Annotated in this window: 15 protein-coding genes and 4 pseudogenes; 10 read left to right on the plus strand and 9 right to left on the minus strand. The window is 61.5% G+C overall.

All coding sequences use genetic code 11. The annotated features are described in order from the left end of the window. Positions 1-311 precede the first annotated feature (311 nt). Positions 312-4,865 carry an ATP-binding protein gene (locus NKI39_RS20160; protein WP_352833898.1) on the minus strand — a complete coding sequence of 1,518 codons (4,554 nt, stop codon included), beginning with the start codon at positions 4,863-4,865 and terminating at the stop codon, positions 312-314. A 522-nt stretch (positions 4,866-5,387) separates the two neighbouring features. Between NKI39_RS20160 and NKI39_RS20165 the strand changes: the two genes are divergently transcribed. After that, entirely contained in the window at positions 5,388-5,648 is a 261-nt protein-coding gene (locus tag NKI39_RS20165) for a hypothetical protein (RefSeq protein WP_352682123.1), read from the plus strand. On the opposite strand, the gene NKI39_RS20170 is transcribed toward NKI39_RS20165, so the two are convergent. The 5 genes and pseudogenes from NKI39_RS20170 to NKI39_RS20190 form a co-directional block, all read right to left on the minus strand. Continuing rightward, positions 5,645-6,268 carry a toll/interleukin-1 receptor domain-containing protein gene (locus NKI39_RS20170; RefSeq protein ID WP_352833901.1) on the minus strand — a complete coding sequence of 208 codons (624 nt, stop codon included), beginning with the start codon at positions 6,266-6,268 and terminating at the stop codon, positions 5,645-5,647. The two genes, NKI39_RS20165 and NKI39_RS20170, sit on opposite strands and share 4 nt — an antisense overlap. A 77-nt stretch (positions 6,269-6,345) precedes the next feature. Then, complete coding sequence (locus NKI39_RS20175; RefSeq protein ID WP_352682119.1) at positions 6,346-6,906, minus strand: RloB domain-containing protein; 561 nt, start codon at positions 6,904-6,906, stop codon at positions 6,346-6,348. Positions 6,907-6,908: 2 nt separating this feature from the next. Continuing rightward, positions 6,909-8,138, minus strand: coding sequence for an AAA family ATPase (locus NKI39_RS20180; protein WP_352818549.1), 1,230 nt, complete (start codon positions 8,136-8,138; stop codon positions 6,909-6,911). A gap of 98 nt (positions 8,139-8,236) precedes the next feature. Beyond that, positions 8,237-8,615 (minus strand): annotated as a pseudogene (gene dnaE2 / locus NKI39_RS20185) (error-prone DNA polymerase); the annotation flags it as partial. 5 nt (positions 8,616-8,620) lie between these two features. Continuing rightward, positions 8,621-8,875: a hypothetical protein gene (locus NKI39_RS20190; RefSeq protein WP_352682116.1), complete on the minus strand. Its 255-nt coding sequence runs from the start codon at positions 8,873-8,875 to the stop codon at positions 8,621-8,623. 99 nt (positions 8,876-8,974) lie between these two features. Here NKI39_RS20190 and NKI39_RS20195 point away from each other — a divergent pair, with 99 nt between their 5' ends. Continuing rightward, entirely contained in the window at positions 8,975-9,661 is a 687-nt protein-coding gene (locus NKI39_RS20195) for a DUF4160 domain-containing protein (protein ID WP_352682114.1), read from the plus strand. A gap of 70 nt (positions 9,662-9,731) precedes the next feature. Here NKI39_RS20195 and NKI39_RS20200 read toward each other — a convergent pair whose 3' ends face one another. The 3 genes from NKI39_RS20200 to NKI39_RS20210 all read right to left on the minus strand — a co-directional run bounded on the left by NKI39_RS20200 (position 9,732) and on the right by NKI39_RS20210 (position 12,479). After that, entirely contained in the window at positions 9,732-10,448 is a 717-nt protein-coding gene (locus NKI39_RS20200) for a hypothetical protein (protein ID WP_352682112.1), read from the minus strand. A gap of 251 nt (positions 10,449-10,699) precedes the next feature. Then, positions 10,700-11,164: a type II CBASS E2 protein gene (locus NKI39_RS20205; RefSeq protein WP_352682110.1), complete on the minus strand. Its 465-nt coding sequence runs from the start codon at positions 11,162-11,164 to the stop codon at positions 10,700-10,702. A gap of 343 nt (positions 11,165-11,507) precedes the next feature. Then, positions 11,508-12,479 (minus strand): LysR substrate-binding domain-containing protein, encoded by a 972-nt coding sequence (locus tag NKI39_RS20210; RefSeq protein WP_352457357.1) that lies wholly within the window; start codon positions 12,477-12,479, stop codon positions 11,508-11,510. A gap of 122 nt (positions 12,480-12,601) precedes the next feature. Between NKI39_RS20210 and NKI39_RS20215 the strand changes: the two genes are divergently transcribed. The 8 genes and pseudogenes from NKI39_RS20215 (at position 12,602) to NKI39_RS20250 (ending at position 17,636) form a co-directional block, all read left to right on the plus strand. Next, entirely contained in the window at positions 12,602-13,069 is a 468-nt protein-coding gene (locus tag NKI39_RS20215) for an ATP-binding cassette domain-containing protein (RefSeq protein ID WP_352833905.1), read from the plus strand. Continuing rightward, positions 13,069-13,729, plus strand: a pseudogene (locus NKI39_RS20220) (amidohydrolase family protein). Before NKI39_RS20215 ends, NKI39_RS20220 begins: the two are co-directional and overlap by 1 nt. 35 nt (positions 13,730-13,764) lie before the next feature. Beyond that, positions 13,765-14,517, plus strand: a complete 753-nt coding sequence (locus tag NKI39_RS20225; RefSeq protein WP_352833908.1) for an SDR family NAD(P)-dependent oxidoreductase — start codon at positions 13,765-13,767, stop codon at positions 14,515-14,517. Between the two features lie 19 nt (positions 14,518-14,536). Next, positions 14,537-15,376, plus strand: coding sequence for a transketolase (locus NKI39_RS20230; protein WP_352833977.1), 840 nt, complete (start codon positions 14,537-14,539; stop codon positions 15,374-15,376). Beyond that, a complete protein-coding gene (locus NKI39_RS20235; RefSeq protein ID WP_502895560.1) occupies positions 15,373-16,395 on the plus strand; it encodes a transketolase family protein in 1,023 nt (340 codons plus the stop codon). The genes NKI39_RS20230 and NKI39_RS20235 overlap by 4 nt, the downstream gene beginning before the upstream one ends. 106 nt (positions 16,396-16,501) lie before the next feature. Continuing rightward, positions 16,502-16,786 (plus strand): annotated as a pseudogene (locus tag NKI39_RS20240) (transposase); the annotation flags it as partial. A 71-nt stretch (positions 16,787-16,857) separates the two neighbouring features. Further along, a pseudogene (locus NKI39_RS20245) lies at positions 16,858-17,013 on the plus strand (ATP-binding protein); the annotation flags it as partial. Between the two features lie 266 nt (positions 17,014-17,279). Continuing rightward, positions 17,280-17,636: a hypothetical protein gene (locus NKI39_RS20250; protein WP_352453730.1), complete on the plus strand. Its 357-nt coding sequence runs from the start codon at positions 17,280-17,282 to the stop codon at positions 17,634-17,636. The last annotated feature ends 99 nt before the right edge of the window (positions 17,637-17,735 follow it).

Genomic DNA, 17,735 nt, shown 5'->3' on the forward strand with positions numbered 1-17,735 from the left:
TGGGCACAACACTTTGTTCTAGTTCACCTGAACGGTCGGCAGGTTCTGACTTCGCTGAAAACAGGTGAGAATGGCCGAGGCGCTTTGCAGCCGGCTGCCTTGCTGCCCGGAAGTGGACTTCTTTCTGGTTCCGAATTGGAAATAGCGGACTCTGAGGTCGCCACGAGCCTTATCTTACATGACCCGTGACGGGCAGCGAAGGCTTGAACCAGCACAAACCAGACCTGACCAAGTGCGCTCTATTTATTCCATCTGGGTCCAGACATCGAACCCATCTTAGCCGAGCTGCACACAACTGTGCTCGCGGCGCGTCAACGATCCTTGTCCGATCTGGCCGCGTTCTCTCGGTCCTTGAGAAGTCGCGTACGGAGCTGGCGGGCCTCGACGACAAACTCATAGGGGAGCGTCTCAAAGACGCCCTTGAGGCTGACCGGATCGTTGCGCGCCCAGAGATAATAAGGATCGACGATTTCCATGATTTTTACCAAGCGAGCCCATTGGATAGGTTTCGGCGAATCGAGCAGCCGATCGCGATGCAATAACGCGGCCGTTTCAAGGTGACGTTGACGGAGCGCCACGCGGGCGGCATCGCTTACGGCCGGCAGAGTTTCGGCTGCGAGTTGATCAAGCCAAGGTACCATCACAGCCGAAGGGATGACGGTGGCTACCTGAGCCGCCAAGACTCGGTCCTTTGAGCGCTGCGAGTTCGCCAGCGGGGCGAGTAGCGCTGCCAGCCTATCGCCCCCCAGATGCAGCCGAAGACGCCGCTCGAGTTCCAATCGAAGGGAAGGCTTTGCGTCTCGGTAGCGGAGTAGGAGTTCCGAGCCGGCGCGATCTGGGTCGATCTCAAGCATCAGGTCGGCCGAAGCTGGTACCTCGTGGCGAGTGAGCAAGCGCTGCGCGGCGAAATAGGCTTCGTCCGGATCCTCATTCCGCAAATAGCGAATGGCCGCGATCGCGTTCCCGCGGTCAAACCCCGAGTGGCGGTAAGCCGCGCGCAGCAGCTCGTCTCGAGCCCGGCTGTCGCCCGCCTCGGCCAGCAGTCGCATAAGCCCTCCGTCAACGATCAGGTGCCCGTTGGTCCGCGAGCGCCGCAAGAAGCTGACGACCGCAGCCCTGCCCTCGGGGTGGTCGATGAGCGGGCGCAGGTAACCTTGGCCCGACCATGATGAACTCCCTATGTCCTGCTCCGAGAGCCAGTCAATAACGGCGCGCCGGGCATCTTCGTCTCCGTGTTCGCCGAGGTAGGTAGCGACGAGGTGTGCCTCCTGGTGGATCTGCCCGGCAATCATCTCGCGCGCCAGCGGAAGCACTCTGGGCGTGTAGAAGCCCAGCGCCCGAAACGACGCCAGTATCCTGATTCTGATTTGGCGGGAGGTCCCTGGTTCCAGGAAGGTTGCGACTAGGCGGGACGCATCCTCCGCGGCTCGTAGGAAGCCAGTCAGAGCTGCGGCAGTGTCGAGAGATTGTGCGTCGCCAGCTGCGAGAAGGTTCGTGATGCGGAGGCGGAGCGCCGAGGTGTCCCGGCCGTTCGACGAGCGCATCTCCGCAGCATTCAAATAGATGGGGGAGCCGGTTCGAACCATGCTTTCGATGTGCGCGTCGCAACCGTGTACGGCGAGCGCTTCCATGTACAGGACCTGGCCAACGGACTGGGCGTCGGGGTCCACCAGGGCTGCCGACAGCGACCTCGTGACGGCGTGTGCCTCAGACCAGCGGGCGGCGATAAAGCCATCCTGGCGACCAAAGGTATTGGGTCTTGCGAGCTCGGCCACCACCAAGTCATCGAACCCCGGCCCAGCGATCATCGCCAGAATGCGTTCGCAATGGCCGCCGGTCACATCGCGCGTCATATCGATGCGGCCGCGACGCCGTGCAGCGAACGTCAGCAATTCGGCCTCGAGCGCCGTGCCGGCACGACTTCTCAGTCTGTCGAATTGCCAAGGTTCACAGAGGCGAGGAAGGAAGTCCAAGGGGTGATGCAGTCGCCCCTCCTCTCGGTTGGGATTTCCGGTCCCGTTGAAGACACGGAGCCTTTCGGTGAAAGCGTCGAGAACTTCGTCGAGCGTTTCGGCATTCATCGCCTCGGGTCTGTTGCGGTAATAGAAGATGAGCTCGGTCGGTGGATCGTCGCTCCTGCTCGCACGCATGCGGATCGCGTCAGCGAGGCCCTTTGGATCGGCCGCTGCCAGTAAGTCGAACCACCAATTGGAGGCTTTCCAGCCGTAGAGGTCGCTGCCCTCCGCCAGCTGCCGCATGGCATCGCTTGGCGCTAGCCGTGCGCGGCTTCGCAAGATGCGCTCTGGCATCCACTCCTGCGCACCGGTCCCGGCTGCGTCAAGTACCGTACTCAAGGACGTTTCGCGGAAATGGCCTATTGCCTCTACGAGCGCTGCGCTCGAGGACGTCATTAGGGCCACCAACCGCTCGCGATGCCTGTTCCAAATCGCTGACGCCGTATCTCCGTCAACCGATTTCTCATCCTTGAGCCGCCACAACAGCTGGTCGATCGCCGTCACGTCCGTTTCGGCGGCCAGCTTCTTGTCGAGCCACTCCGGGGCTGCGGCAACGGCGATGCGCAGCGCATCGGAACTCAACTCCCGCCGGATAATCGCGAGCGACCGTACCTCGACATCCGATGTGGTTGCGGCCTCGTCGTAGGCGGCCGTGCGCGCAAGGTGCTCGCCCCAGATCGAGTCAAGCGCTCTCGGAGCCGGCACCATGCGGGCCGCCCGCACTCCAATGTCGACGATGCGCTCGACGCCCGACGTGATCTGGCGCTCGATCAGGTCCTCGACGGGCTGGGCATCCGCGACTGCGATGCTGGCGAGGGCGAATGGAAGATTCCTCAGGATTTCCGTATCACCCTCTTCACCGAGCTCGTGGGCGGCGAGATATTCCAGGGCGGGAAGGATGCGCGGGCCCAGGCTGCCGAAGCCGTTTGTCCACTGATCCTCGGCATGGTCTTCCGGGTGCATCCGCGCGATATGCTTACGGATGAGCATGGCAACGAACTCGGGCTCGCTCTGGCCAGCGAGCAGCCACAATGCGTCGAAGTAGACATAGCCAAGACGCGTGCCGATCGCTTCGCCACTCTTGGTTCGCAGAACGTCGATCGAGGCAAAACGGGCCTCGGCTTCCGTCGGAGACAATCCATCCTCCAGTATTGCTTCGACCAAAGATTCCGCGACCGCCCAGTTGAGCATTCGGTCCGCGGCGAAAGCGATGCGGTCGGCTACCACGCGCCGTAAAAGCCCGACCTGCTCAAGGCGCAGGATTGCGGGATCGTCGAGCCCCGCGGCCCGCATCTCGCCGATACGCCAAGGATAGTGGCTTTGCCCTGTCAGGAGTTGGCCGGCCAGCGACCTCAGGCAGTGTCGGTCGCTGGGATGGTCGAATTGCTCGCGGGCATCCAGGCTCGCGTAGTCCCAATAGGCGTTGAACAGCTGATACTCTGATACGCCCGCCCAAGCATCGCGTTTGGGTAACTGAACAATAATGCTAGCGTGCACCGGCTTCAGAAGCAGTTCGAAAACATCGTCGGGCGTGGTCTCCAGCGCCGTGGCATGCCCATGTACGGTTAGGAAGCGGCGCAGTTCGGCACTCCGGAAATTGCCGATCTCAATGATCTGCAAATCTTGGCGAACCGAGCGGATCGCCTCGGTAATGCGCGGCTGGGCCGAGATGACGATGCGCACACCATGTTCGTGCCACCTGGCTCGCGCGAGCCGCTCCGCGAAGGTCCGATCCTGCACGTCATCGACATAGAGGGTGAGCCACGTCCCGTCGGCGCGACGGAGCGCCTCGCGCAGGCTTTTGGCCATGACCGCGATCGGCGCGAGATCCGGATGCGCCGGTTGCCAGATCCGCTCCGCGATGAAGTCGAGAACCTCCTCGATTGTCGCGGGCGCGCGCATGAGGATAGCGAGCTCGCCGCGATCGATCTGCTCGAAGGCGAGTTGTGCGAGTGACCAAGTCTTACCCTGTCCGGACTCGCCCGAGAGGACGGCGAGATCGGCCACGACATCGGGCAGAGCTCGACGCACCTGTAGTTCAACGGCGTAGCCGATGAGGCGGGCGTCCTCTTGCAGATGATTGCCGAGCAGCGTCGGCAAGGACTGGATATGTGCAAGCAGGCGGTGCGCTCGCGGACTAACCAGGGCGAGCAGGTCTGCGGACGACAGCTTTGCCCCATTCGTTGCGAGCATCATCAATTGGCCAATCAACTGATGGCGCTTGTCACTCACGTGTTCGCCGGGCTCGATGAGCGGGGTAAGCACCTTGTCGATCTCGTCTTGGGCCGCCGCTGGATTGAATACGTGGATTTCAAGCCGATCGAGCAGATGGCGCAACTCGGCGGTAACCTGGTCTAGGCCAGCAAATTTCGCGAGGCGTCGCTCAAACTCTGCCGTCGTCAGGCGTTCAGAGCCCCATCGATGTGGTTTGCCAGTAGCCCGCCCGCGCGACGCGATGTAGCCCTGAAGCGTAGCAAGGCCGGCCCCGTTGTTGGTGACGAAGCGAAATGTCTGGTCGGCAGCGATATGAACCGCACGCAGCAAGTCGGGAAACACCTTTGAGGCGACCTCACTGCTGGACCATCTACCCCGGCCGGTGCGCATCTTCACCTGTTCGACGATGTCGCGTGGTCCGCGAAGAAGCCTGTGGTCCCCGCCGTCGGAGGGTTCGAGATGCAAAATCATCTGGGCGCTGCCGTCCACAGGCGAAAGCGCGATGCTCATCTCGAGGCCGAGGTGAACGCTCCGCAAGATCTGCACGAGAAAGCCGGCGATCGCGCGCCGGCCCGGCGTTCCCGCGTCAAGGTCGATGGCAAGCGAGGCCGCGATCTGAGACGCCGCGTCGTTCATTGTGTTGGCTTCCTCAGGCCCATTCCATGATCGAGCGATGATTCGCTCTCAGAAGCAGCCTAGCCATCGGTGCGGCAAAGGCGAGGCGGAAGAAGGGACCTGGCAGTTGAAGCGGGCGGAAGCATCAGTCTACTTCGCGCCGACGTTTTTGTCCGCATTTCCAAGCCCGACGTTCCTGCACCGCAGGACCAAACTGTGAAACTCCCGCATAGCAAATGGGCTGACGGGAGGGTCCACAGTCTGGGACGTTCAAGGTTGATATCGAGCCTTCGGACCGATGTTCACGAACGTCGTCCCGAGGATGCGGCGTGAGCGGGTCGATGTAAGTCGTAAATGGTCTCCGCCTTCGTTTGGGTTAGACAAGATCGGATTGAATCGGTGTCGCCATTCTCGAATGGCAGCTCAAGAACGGACGGATCCGCGAGGCTGCCAAGTGCCAAGCCTATCTCATCTACCGACCTGATGTGATGATACAATCTCGGCGAGTGGCTCGATCTGGCGTCGTTCATCCTCTCCGACATTGTGGAAGACCCCACGCCGTCCGAGCGTGGGCGGCGCGGTCTCTACAACGACATTCTGAAATGCGTGGCCGAACTCGAGCGCCGCGGCCTCACTGTATTGTCGGGCGTCATGGAAGCGCCGCAACCGGGGCTGCCTGATTGGAAGGTGGCCATTGTCTCGGTGACGCCACGTCTGACCGATCCCGGCGCGCCCAAGCGCCGCCACGTCATGGTCGACCGCCGCTGCGTGGCACTGCCGCCGAATGCGCTCGCTGACGGCTAGGCAATGAGCGCGGCGCGCTCAGCGATGAATTGGGCAATCTGAGCCGGTACGAAACGGCGCGCATCGACATAGCCATCGGTGCGGAACACTCCATCGACGGCGCCATCGTCCACGCGCACGAACATGACGCGCTGATCTTCGCGCCCCATGATGATTTCGCGGATGGCACGGAATTCGACGTCACACCAATCCTTGCGCTGATAGTCCTCGCCGAGGAAGACAACGATCAGCTTGGACCGATTTCGGTAGATGTCCTGCAGGAGGGTGTCCAACGAGGGTCGCGCAAGCTGGGACACGTAGTTGTTGTCGTAGAAATAGGCATTGGGGCCGACGCGTGCTTCAAGCTCGCGGGCGACCTGCTCGACCAGTCCGCGCGCCTCACCAGGGAAAGAGAGGCCGACATCGAAAGTGTGCCGCGTGATCCGCACTTGGCCGCGGCGTACGGTGACCTCGCGGATGATGCCGAATTTGGGGTCGAGCTTGCAGCCGGCTTCGTAAGCGAAGATGGAAGGCAGACGAGTCAGTTCCTTCAGCGCTTCCTCGTCCAGGGCGCCGAACTGCTGGGCTATCTGCTCGTCGGTGTATTCATGGTGGCGAACGCAGCGGCTGGCGTCGAGCACGCAGGGATCGCCTTTCTACTGATCTTCCCATCCGGATACGAAGAGGTTGTACATCGGCGTGCTTTCAAGGTGAGGCGTCAGGGCAGAAGCCCGACATCGTGGAGGAAGGCGGCGAGCACGGGCTCGACTGCAGCGGCCCGGCGCACATCGGTAAGGCCGATGCGGCGCGCCAGCAGGATCTTGGTCATGGGTTTGTCGTACTGAGGCCAGGCACCACGCAGGGCGACTCCCGATGCTTGCGTGGTCGGCGGCCGATGCTGGGCGAAGCCGTTGAGGTGACGCAGCAGCAGCGCCTCGTGGCAGGGGTCCTGCCAGATGAGACGGATGTCCAGCTGGTTGGCGAGCTGCTCGGCCTGTTGCCGACGTTGGTTATCGTTCTGCACCTGATCGATGTCGAGGAGCACTGCCCGACGCGCGAATTCCGAGCGGCGCCGGCGTCTCCGCTCGATCTCTTGTGCGGCGCGGCGCAAGCGGGAGGTGGGGTCACCCGCGCCCGGGCTGAGGTTCACGACTTCGAGGTGAACCGGACGGCCGGCGGCCTGCAGCAGATCGTTGAGCAACTGCCCATAGGCCTGTTCGGATTCCCCCTCGCAGCCCAGAAAGATCGGCGTTTTCGGTCTTATGGTCGGACGGCGCATCCTCATCCAACCTGGGGGACTGCGCCGTACACGCCGCCGAGATACTTCTTGTAGAGATTGTCGGTGCGGCGAACGGCGCCAACGTCCATCAGGCTATACACCTGTGACCGGCCCCGGCTGTCCTTCTCGCAAAAGACCACCTCTTCCTTGGCGAGATCGTCGAGCAGGGACGCCGAGTGGCACGTCATCCATAGCTGCGCGTCATAGGGGTTGCGTTCCGGGTCATAAAACCAGCGGACGATCTCCGGCAGGATCAGCGGGTGGATCGACTGATCCAGTTCGTCGACAAGCGCCACCCCTCCCTGCTGCAGGGCGAGCAGGATCAGGGGGAAGATGCGGATGAAGGAACGCGTCCCGTGGCTCTCGAGGCCCCAGGGCATATCCACATGCAGACCCTGATGCCGAAACAGTGCGACCGGTCCGGTTGCTGCCTGCACGATCTGCATCTCCTCGACACCGAGGTCGATGCGCTGCAGCTCCCGGTTGAGCGCCGCCACGACCGGCGGGTTCTGCGCGAGGTAGGTGATCACGGCCTGGTCGCCAAGATCGGTGCGGTCGATCAGGATGTTGCGATAGACGGCGGCGGCGGCCTCGAGGATGACCTTGGAGGCCTGGTGTTCGAAGAGTGCCAAGGTCGCGATGACGCTGGCATCCTCCCTTACCTTGTCGACCACCTGCGAGAAGCCGCTGAGCGGAAAGATCCTCGATCCCTGGACCTTACGGTCGGCATCCCGCTCGAAGACGCGCTGCCACTTGCCCTGGCCGTTGTTCTTCATGCGCAAAGCTTCGTGGGTGACGGTCTTGATCACGCCATCTGTGGGTTGCAAGTGCAATTCGTAGCGGAAGGTTCCGACATCGTCGGCGACGGCGATCTCCTCCGCGCTGCGTTCGGCGCCACTCAGGTCGAGCAGACCGCCCAGCTCGATCGCGAGCCGGATCGGACGATTGGCGGATTCCGCGTCGTTGAAGCGCTCGAAGGGAAGACCGGGACCCTTGTGCTGGAAGCTCTCGCCGATGAACCAGCTCACGAAGGCCAAGGCACGCAGCACGGTCGACTTGCCCGAGCCATTGGGCCCGAACAGCGCAACCGCCTTGGCGACACGCTCTTCCGAGCGCGGGAAGATCGAACCAAATCTTTCCGGCAGATCCGGCACGTTCTTGCCGATCCTCAGGTCGAGGACCTGTGGATCGCGGATGGAATAGAAGTTCTCGATTTCGAGGCGGTACAGCATTCGCGCAATATGGGGTGCCGTATTCGTATTTTCAACCGAAATTTGTCGATTATACGTTTTAGTCAGCCAAAATGCTACCTGAAGTCGCGGGTTTTGACTTTGATTGGCTCCACCTTCAGCCTGGGATCTACGATATCGCGTGGCTTGATCCTCGGCAGCATCGAGATCTGCGCGCGGCTCTCGATCTGAAAGACCCCAATCGTGTCCGCCTTGCGGATCATGGCGTAGGTCGCGGGATCCTCGGCCGGGTGGCGAGGTGGAGCGTGAGGCCCCCTCGGCCAGGAGATCGAAGCTGCGCATCATGCAGGTGAGCATGCCTAGCGCCAAAACATCCACCTTCATGAATTTGAGAATGTCGATATCGTCCTTCTCCCATTCGATGACCTGCCGATCGGCCATGAGCACCGGCTCGATCGGCACCAGCTCATCGACGTGGTCGTGGGTCAGGACGAATCCACCGGGGTGCTGCGACAGGTGATGCATCAGAGGATCCGGCCGCGCTTTCGGGCGGCGACACCGGCCGCCCACAAGGTGGCGGCCGCTCCGTCGATGGCCCCGTTAGCGCCGCTGGCGACCTCATGCAGCGCCCCCAGCGCAAGCCCTCCTCCCAGCAGCACGCGAGCGATTTCGGGGACGCCGAAGAGTAGGATCTCGCGCCGGCGTGCAGAGCCGCTTTCCAGGCGTGCGATGCGCCCCCGAAGTTCGCGCAATTCACGACTGTTCGAGGACATGGCCATGCCCGTCGCGCTCGGCTCCGTTTTTCGATATGTTCTATCTTTGTTCCCGTGACGGAAGAGTCAATTGCAGGCACAGTTCAGATATGGAGTGTTGATCTGATGACCGACGAATTGCCGAAGTTTTCCCGCGTGGAGCTTGCGCTCGGCGAGCGTGTGGGAAAAATCGCCGCGCCCATGATTAACCAAGGCATGGCGCTCGAAGAGGCCCTGACGGGCGCCTACCCGATAGCAGCGAGGCAACTCATCGACGCTGGTGAAGATGCGCAGGAAGTCGAGGCGGCTCTGGCTCGTCAGCTCGCCTCTCAAGGGGTCCTGCCCGAGCAAGAAACTTTAGAGATTTCAAAGCCGCTTCACGCCGCGCTCATGGAGAGCTTTGAGGACGGGCTGATCACGCTGCCCGAAGGGCCGGTCCGTCTCGACGAAGTGACGGTCAAGGCGAACACCGGCTTTAAGATGGTGCTCTACCCGAACGAGTCGCAGCACGCCGGCTTTCCCCACGTGAAGGTCCAACTACAGGATGGCGACATCAATATCTCAATCGAGGAAGAACCTCGCGTCGTGGCGGGCAAGCGCAGCCTTCGCGGCGAGGCTGCTGCCCTTCGTGCCGTGAAGGACCACAAGAAGAGCCTGCTCGAGGAGTGGCACGCGACCCGGCCCGACGACCAGAAACTTCCGAAACCCGCGAGCTCCGCACCGCCAAAAGCGCCAAACACCGCTGCACATAAGGTCGCGATCGCGGGCGGTTCATCGCATTCCAACCCATGGCGACCGCGATGGACTCGGTGAGTTCTTTCTTGCAAACAACCGGATCGTCCCCGTCAATTTTCAGCAGAACGCGATAGCGGGCGACTAGTCCTCAGGAGCTCACGTTGCGCCCCCAGAAATCAGCGCTGAAATTGTTCAGCCGGTCATCGTCACCGAGCCTAACCTCAAACTGACCTGGAATGCCCGCTCCGTCACGGCCCGCCCGGAAATAGTCGCGCACTGACCAATGAGCCAACCGCTCAAAGTGCTCCCGTTCGTAATGCAGGTCACTCTCACGGTTCTCCGCAAGCTTCCTGGCGCTCGGCTTTCGCTTAGGCTTCGGCTGAGCGAGTGCAAGACAGTCCAAACGGGGCCGGACCTTGTGCTTGAAGACAATGGACCCGGAAGTCCATTCATCCCCGGTCGCCCGGCGCCACCGGTAGCTGACGCGAACCTGCATGTTCTGGGTCAGACCAAATGGAGGCATCGTCGGATCGTAGACAAAAAATAGCTGGCTCTCGCGTTCCTCGACCTCCATGCGTTGCTTTATCTGGGCGAACGCAAAAGTCAGATCACTGCCGGCCTTGTGAGCGGAATATAGCGTCTCTTCGCGCTTCTTGGCCGACTTCGCGATCCTATACGCCGCAAGCGCTCGATCGAAGTACCGAAGCTTGGTGGCCACGTACTCTCCGCAGTCGTAGAGTGGTAGGCTGCTGAGTTTTCCGAGGTGCTCTGAACTGATGGCCTGATTAACCAAGTCATGAAGCTCGCTGCTGTTAATCGCGCCGATGGCCTGCTTCTCGCGGTGACTTAGGTTTATCAGCCCCATCTGGCTCTCCGTCCGCATAGATCACACCGTCACGTTCAACGCATTTGAGGTATCTGACAACACTCTTGTACGAGAAGGGCGCCCAGAACATGGCTAAAGGTCAGATGACACCTTGTGCCACTATCGTCCCTGACCCGATGAGGTTGAGAGCCCGTCAACCGGCTGCTGCGCTTCATCGCCACGCACGCGCAGGTACCCTGCCACCGCGCACCGATACCGAAAAGTGAGGCCTTGTTTGCCTTCTCCCCTTGCTACCGCGTGGCCCGGCGAACGGCCCGGCGGATGACCTCGCTCGAATCTGGATCGGGGTGCTCGCCACCGCCTTTCCATTCATCAGAAACCAGCCATTCTTCAAAGTAGAATAGCCATGTCGCAATCCATGGAATAAAGGTCTGGTCCAGGCGCATCGACCCCACCCACTCATGCGCTTTGGGCAGGTACAGGCAGAGTCGGAGTGGATCACGGTAGACGTGCGGTAATTTTCTCTCGCCACCAAGAAGCTGAATGTCCGGTTCCAGCACGACAGCTTTCGCTGATCCGCCTCGCTCATAGCTCAGACGGACGCGATATTCCCGACTCAACGGCGTGGGACGAACATGACATTCCCAGGTCAAGCCTTTTGTATTCAACGCACCGTCGCCCGCACAAATCGGGTTCGCTCGCAGGAACAAGAATTGCTGTGCGGGCGTGAGATCAGGACGGGTTGACCAGCTCATTAATCACCGAAATCGCCACAAGGGGCTGATCGGACGTCGCCTGCGAGCCCGCTCCTTTTCGGCTCAGCAGACCGAGGTCGCCATCGGCTGCGCCGTGCGCACGCCCGGAGTCCGTTCGCTGCCCGGCAAGGCCGACATAGCATGCGGCATCAAAGAGCTGATTGTGCCTAATGCCACATTTGTGCACCAACGCCTTGTGGCGCGGGCAGCCACAGGCACAGGCTACGCGGAAAATGAAAAGCGGGGCCAACCCATTCGCTTGCACACAGCCTGCGTTTTGCCAGCTCCTCAACCGCAACGTGCTGTCAATCTTCGTCTTGCCATGTCTTGAACGCCGAACTGTTCACGCCATTGGCGCCGCTTTGTCATCCCGTGCCCCGAAATGAGGCCGTCGTTCGAACGATATGCGCAGTTGCTTATCCGCCAGAAACCGGCGAGCCAGATCGGTGTCGCGCTTACCCACGCGTGACACCCAGTCCGAAAACAGGCGAACCGCGCGCCGGTTCATATGCCGCGAAGGACAGACCAGCCAGTATCCCGGAAACTCGATGACCTCGAACTCTATCGAGACCGGAACCAGAGAACCCGACACCAGGTCCTCGAATGCGATGGATGTGCTTTCCAGGACCACACCTGCACCGTCCTTCGCCAGTTGAACCGACATTGACGAACGGTCGAAACGATAGGGATACGTCATGCGGGCGCCCTGGATACCGTTGCACGGCAGCCAATAATCCCACCGGAAATAGGCCTTCACACTGTCGATCAACCGCGCATGGCGAAGCTGCTCGCGCGGATCCGGTGAGATCGCGCGCAGTTCGGCAAGATAGGAAGGCGAGCACATCGGCAGGATCAGATCGTTGACGACGCAATCCGAATAAAGGCCGGCCCAGCCGCCGTCGCCATAACGAAGATCAAGATCGATGACCTCCGTTTCGAAATCCGAGAAATTGGGCGTGGCGTCGACGCGCAAATTCCAGCTCGGATAGCCCTTGCTGAACTCGGCCAACCGCGGCGCCAGCCATTTCTCGCCGAAGGAAGGACTGACGCGCAGGCTAAGCTGGAAGCTTTCGCGCTGCCGCACAATGGCATTACGCACCTCGCGTATGGATTCGAAAGCCTGGGTCGTGGTCTGGAAGAGCCGCTCACCGTCGATCGTGAGCGAGAGATGGCGCTTTTCGCGCTGAAAAAGCCGCACCCCGAGTTGGTGTTCGAGCAGCCGCAGCTGCTGGCTAACCGCCGAAGGTGTCACCTGCAATTCCTGAGCGGCCTTTGCCACGCCGCCGAGCCGCGCGACTGCCTCGAAATGCGTCATCGAATTGAACTTGATGTCTGACCTCGTCCTCGTCAGTTAAGCTCAGCTACACAGAATGTTAAGAAACGAAAATTGAGCCGAATGTCAATCGGTCGCACAGTGGTCCCGGAAGGAGATACAGGATGGAGCCGAGTTCAACCCAAAGCTTGGGTAGCGCCGGCAACGTGCCGGGAGTTGGACAGGTATTGACCAGGAAGCCCCTGATCGAAGCTGCGAATATCGAGAAGAGTTATGACGCAACCCGTGTCCTGCGGGGTGTGAGTTTTCAGGTCCGGGTCGACGAAATCCACGCGCTCCTGGGCGGCAACGGCGCCGGCAAAAGCACTCTCATCCGCATCGTCACAGGGCTGACCTCACGCGAAGCCGGCGAGATTGGCTTCGCCTCGTCGAAGGCCGACCACAACAGCCCGATCATCGCGGTGGTGCATCAGGAGCTGGCGCTGTTGCCCGAGCTGTCCGGTCGCGGAAAACATCGGCATTGTGCATGCGAGGTCGGGCTGGTCGCAGATCAGCCGTCGCCGCACGCGCGAAACTGCGCTCGGAGCGCTCCAGCTGATCGACCCAGCGATCGGCGAAGCGATCATCGATAATGCCGGCACGCAAATTGTCCCTCCACGAAGGCCAGATCGTCCGGATCGCTCGTGCCCTTTCCACCGGAGCCGAAGTGCTGCTTCTCGATCCCGGCGATCCGGTTGGGGAAACGCGCTGGCTGCAGGAGATCGCCAACAAGCGAGGCTTTCCGCATGGCATCGTCGGCTATGCCGACCTGTCCCAACCCGACGTCGGCGACCTCCTCGACCGCCACATGGAATATCCGAACTTCCGCGGCATGCGGCAGCCGATGAATTATCATCCCGACCCCGCCAAGACCTATCTGGCGCGGCCGGAGGTCAGTCGTACGCCCGAATGGCGGCGCGGCTTCCGGGAGCTGGCGAAGCGCGGGCTGAGCTTCGACCCGCAGCTCTACTATCCGCAGATGAGCGAGTTCCTCGAACTGGCGCGCGACTTTCCCGACGTGCAGATCATTCTCAATCACACCGGCATGCAGGTCGACGGCGCCGAGCATCGAGGAGGCGATCGCAGCCTTCGGCGTCGGCCGCTCGATGTTCGCGACGAACTTCCCCGTCGACAAGCTGTTCTCGAGCTTCGACGCCATTTTGAACGCCTTCAAGGAAATTACGATCGCCCACCCGCACGAGGAGCGGCTCGCGCTGTTCCATGACAACGCCGCCCGGTTCTACCGACTTTAGATCGCCGGCAAACAGAAATAGCAGGAGAGTTCGACTTGTTGCTGAAGGGCAAGGCCGTGGTGATTTCGGGGGCCGCGGGCCCCCGGGGAATTGGCCGCTCCACGGCAGCGCTGATGGTACAGCACGGGGCTCGCGTTGCAATACTCGACCTCGATGACGGGCAAGCGCGTGACGCCGCTGCGTCGCTTGGACCCGACCATATCGGCCTTGCGTGCAACGTCGCGGACCTCGACGCCTGCAAGAGGGCGGCGGCGCAAGTGACAGAAACCTTGGGCAGGATCGATGTGCTCTGCAACAATGCGGGCGTCACGCAGCCGGTCACGACGCTGGAGATCAGCGCGGCTGACTGGGACCGCATCCTCGATGTCAACCTACGCGGCGTGCTCCATCTCAGCCAGGCATTCATCCCGAACATGCGCGAAAATGGCGGCGGCTCGATCATCTGCATGTCGTCAGTTTCGGCCCAGCGCGGCGGCGGCATCTTCGGTGGCCCGCACTATTCGGCTGCCAAGGCGGGTGTTCTGGGGCTTGCCAAGGCCATGGCGCGCGAATTCGGTCCCGAAGGCATCCGCGTCAACTGCATCACACCGGGCCTGATCCAGACCGACATCACCGGCGGCAAACTGACCAACGCCATGCGCGCCGACATCATCAAGGGAATCCCGCTCAGCCGGCTGGGCGAGGCGCGCGACGTAGCCGGCGCCTATCTCTTCCTGGCTTCCGATCTGGCCAGCTACATCACCGGCGCCGTGATCGATGTCAACGGTGGGATGCTAATCCATGGCTGAGTGGACAACGGAGCTTGAGATGCCTCGCGCTGGCAGCAATGTCAGCCTGGCCGAACGAGCCTATCGTATCCGCCGACACGCCGTGCGGATGGGTCAAGTCCAGGGCCAAGGTTATGTTGGACAGGCGCTGGGTGTCGCCGACGTGCTTGCCGTCGCCTATTTCCATGCGCTTCGTTACCGGCCGGAGGACACGTTGTGGGAGGGACGCGACCGCTTCCTGCTGTCGATCGGACACTATGCGATCGCGCTCTACGCGGCTCTGATCGAAGCGGGCGTGCTGCCGGAGGAAGAGCTCGAAACCTATGGCAGCGATGAAAGCCGTATGCCGATGTCCGGCATGGCGCCATACACGCCCGGCATGGAGATCACCGGCGGCTCGCTCGGTCACGGCCTTGGCATTGCCGTTGGCATGTGCATGGGGCTGACGCGCAAGCGAAGCGACAGTTTCGTCTACAATCTTTTGTCCGACGGCGAGCTCGGTGAGGGCTCGACCTGGGAAGCCGCGATGTCGGCCGCCCACCACAAGCTCGACAATCTCATTGCCATTGTCGACTTCAACAATCAGCAGGCCGATGGTCCGTCGACGGCCATGCTCTCCTCCGAACCGGTGACCGACAAGTTCGAGGCGTTCGGCTGGCATGCGCAGCGCGTCGACGGCAACGACATCGAGGCGGTCCGCAAGGCCTTCGACATGGCGCGCGGCCTGAAGGAACCTCATCCGCGTGTGATCGTTTGCGATACGCGCATGGCCAAGGGTGTGCCATTCCTGGAAACCCGCGACATCACGCATTTCATCCGCGTCGAACCGCACGAATGGACGTTAGCGCTCGAAGCTTTGGAAAAGGGACGTCCGCGTTGAGGTTGTCAAAGTTCGCGCCGCGCCACGCCGCCAATGCCGGTGAGCGCAAGACCACATCGGCGATGATCGCGTCGATCGCGCCCGATGGCGTACCGACACGCAATGCGCCGTTCGGGCACACACTGGCCAGACTGGCGCACCAGCGGCCCGGGATAGTTGGCCTGACGGCGGACCTCGCGAAATACACCGATCTCCATGTCTTCGCACAGGAGCATCCGGACCGCTTCTATCAGATGGGCATGGCGGAGCAGGTGCTGATGAGCGCCGCCGCCGGCTTGGCGCGGGAGGGTTTTACGCCCTTCGCCACCACCTACGCCGTCTTCGCATCGCGACGTGCCTACGATTTCATCTGCATGGCGATCGCCGAGGAGAAACTCAATGTGAAGATCGTCTGCGCCTTACCGGGGCTGACGACCGGCTACGGCCCCAGCCACCAGGCGACGGAGGACATCGCGATTTTCCGCGGGATGCCGAACCTGACGATCATCGACCCTTGCGACGCGCTCGACATCGAACAGGCCACGGAGGCGATCGCGGACTACAACGGGCCGGTCTACATGCGGCTTTCGCGCGGTAAGGTTCCTGTCGTGCTCGACGAAGACGACTATACATTTGAAATCGGCAAGGCGCGAATGCTGCGCGAGGGCGCGGACGTATTGTTCATTTCCAGCGGCCTGATGACCATGCGCGCGCTGGAGGCCGCGAAGGCGCTTGAAGCCGACAGGATCGGCTGCGCCGTTCTGCACGTTCCGACGATCAAACCTCTGGATACGGAGGCGATACTCGCTGCCGCGCGCCGTTCGGGACGGCTGGTGGTGGCGGCGGAGAACCACACCATCATTGGTGGCCTTGGCGAAGGCGTTGCCGCGCTGCTGATGCGCGAGAGAGTGACCCCAGTCTTTCGCCAGATCGCCCTGCCCGACGAGTTCCTCGACGCTGGCGCGCTGCCGACGCTTCACGATCGCTACGGGATCTCAACTTCCGAGCTCGTGCGCCGCGTCCGCATTTGGAGCGAATGAGAAGTAAGAGCTCTCCCCACACAACAGTTGAGTCATCGACCTTGACCTTGCCCCTCTTATCTAATCCGGTTTGAAGTTCGTTCTGGCCCATCGAGAGGACCAGGACATGAAACGTAGCCGCTTCTCTGAAGAGCAGATCATCGGAATTTTGAAGGAATGAGGCCGGGGTATCGGTTGCCGATCTGTGCCGCAAGCACGGGGTCAGCGACGCCTCGATTTACAACTGGAAGGCCCGCTTCGGCGGGATGGATGTCTGCGAGGCTCGGCGACTGAAGGCTCTGGAGGACGAGAACACGCGGCTGAAGCGGCTTCTGGCCGACGCCATGCTCGACAATGCCGCGTTGAAGGATCTTGTGGGAAAGAAATGGTGACGCCCGCGGCCAAGCGGAAACCTTTCCAGCGACCAGATCGATCAACTTCAACGCCGACTGCAACGGACCAGGCGATCAAGGAAAGGTGCATCATGAAGCATTCGCGGAGCCGACAATAGCCGACGCCATTCTCGACCGGATCATCCACAACGCCCATCGCATCACCCTCGAAGGCGACAGCATGAGAAAGCAAAAAACACCGCCGCCCTTGACCGGCGCCGAAAACGGCGAAATCAATCGCAAATGACTTCAACCAGGCAACCGAGCGCCGACCCCATCCTGCTGTCCGCGAATTAGTGAAACTGCTGTCCGCGATTTAGCGGAACGACTGTCCCGTTTTTGCGAAATACGCACGTCCGACGCAGCTTGCGTTGACAGAGGCGGTTTTACGCGCAGTTGCAATAGCACTTCCGCCGGCCTATTTTTGTGGAGTTCAATTGTGGTTCGGCCAAGGGCGCTTTGGGCGCCGGACCGGCCCCGTGTAAACCTCATTAAAGAGAGACGAACCCTGCCATGGAAGAATTCTTATCGCGCATCGCCACTGGTGCCGGCATCGGCCCGGCTCTCGCAGAGAAGGCCGTTGGGTTAATGCTGGGTTTCCTGCAACGCCACGCGGCCGACGGTCCCGTTGCGCGCATGATCGCGGCCATTCCCGGAGCTTCGGAATTAGTGGCGAAGTATCATGGCAACGACCCAGAGGGCGGAGGCGGCCTCATGGGGCTCGGCCAGCAATTGATGAGTGAGGGTCTCAGCATTCTAAAGATCGCCGCCATCGCCAACGAGACGATCGCCTTCGCCAAGGAACATGCCGGCGACGAACTCGTGGACGAGGTCCTCAATTCCGTTCCTGGCCTTCCCCAGTTCGTCTGATCAGCGGCAGCCGGGGGCGCATGACCTCGTGCGCCCGTGCCGGCCCGTCTGCGCAGGTAGGCATTCTCCGCCGAGCGCTCCGTACCGATCTCGCCAGAC

Source organism: Mesorhizobium sp. M0664 (assembly GCF_040320565.1).
Taxonomy (GTDB): Bacteria; Pseudomonadota; Alphaproteobacteria; order Rhizobiales; family Rhizobiaceae; genus Mesorhizobium.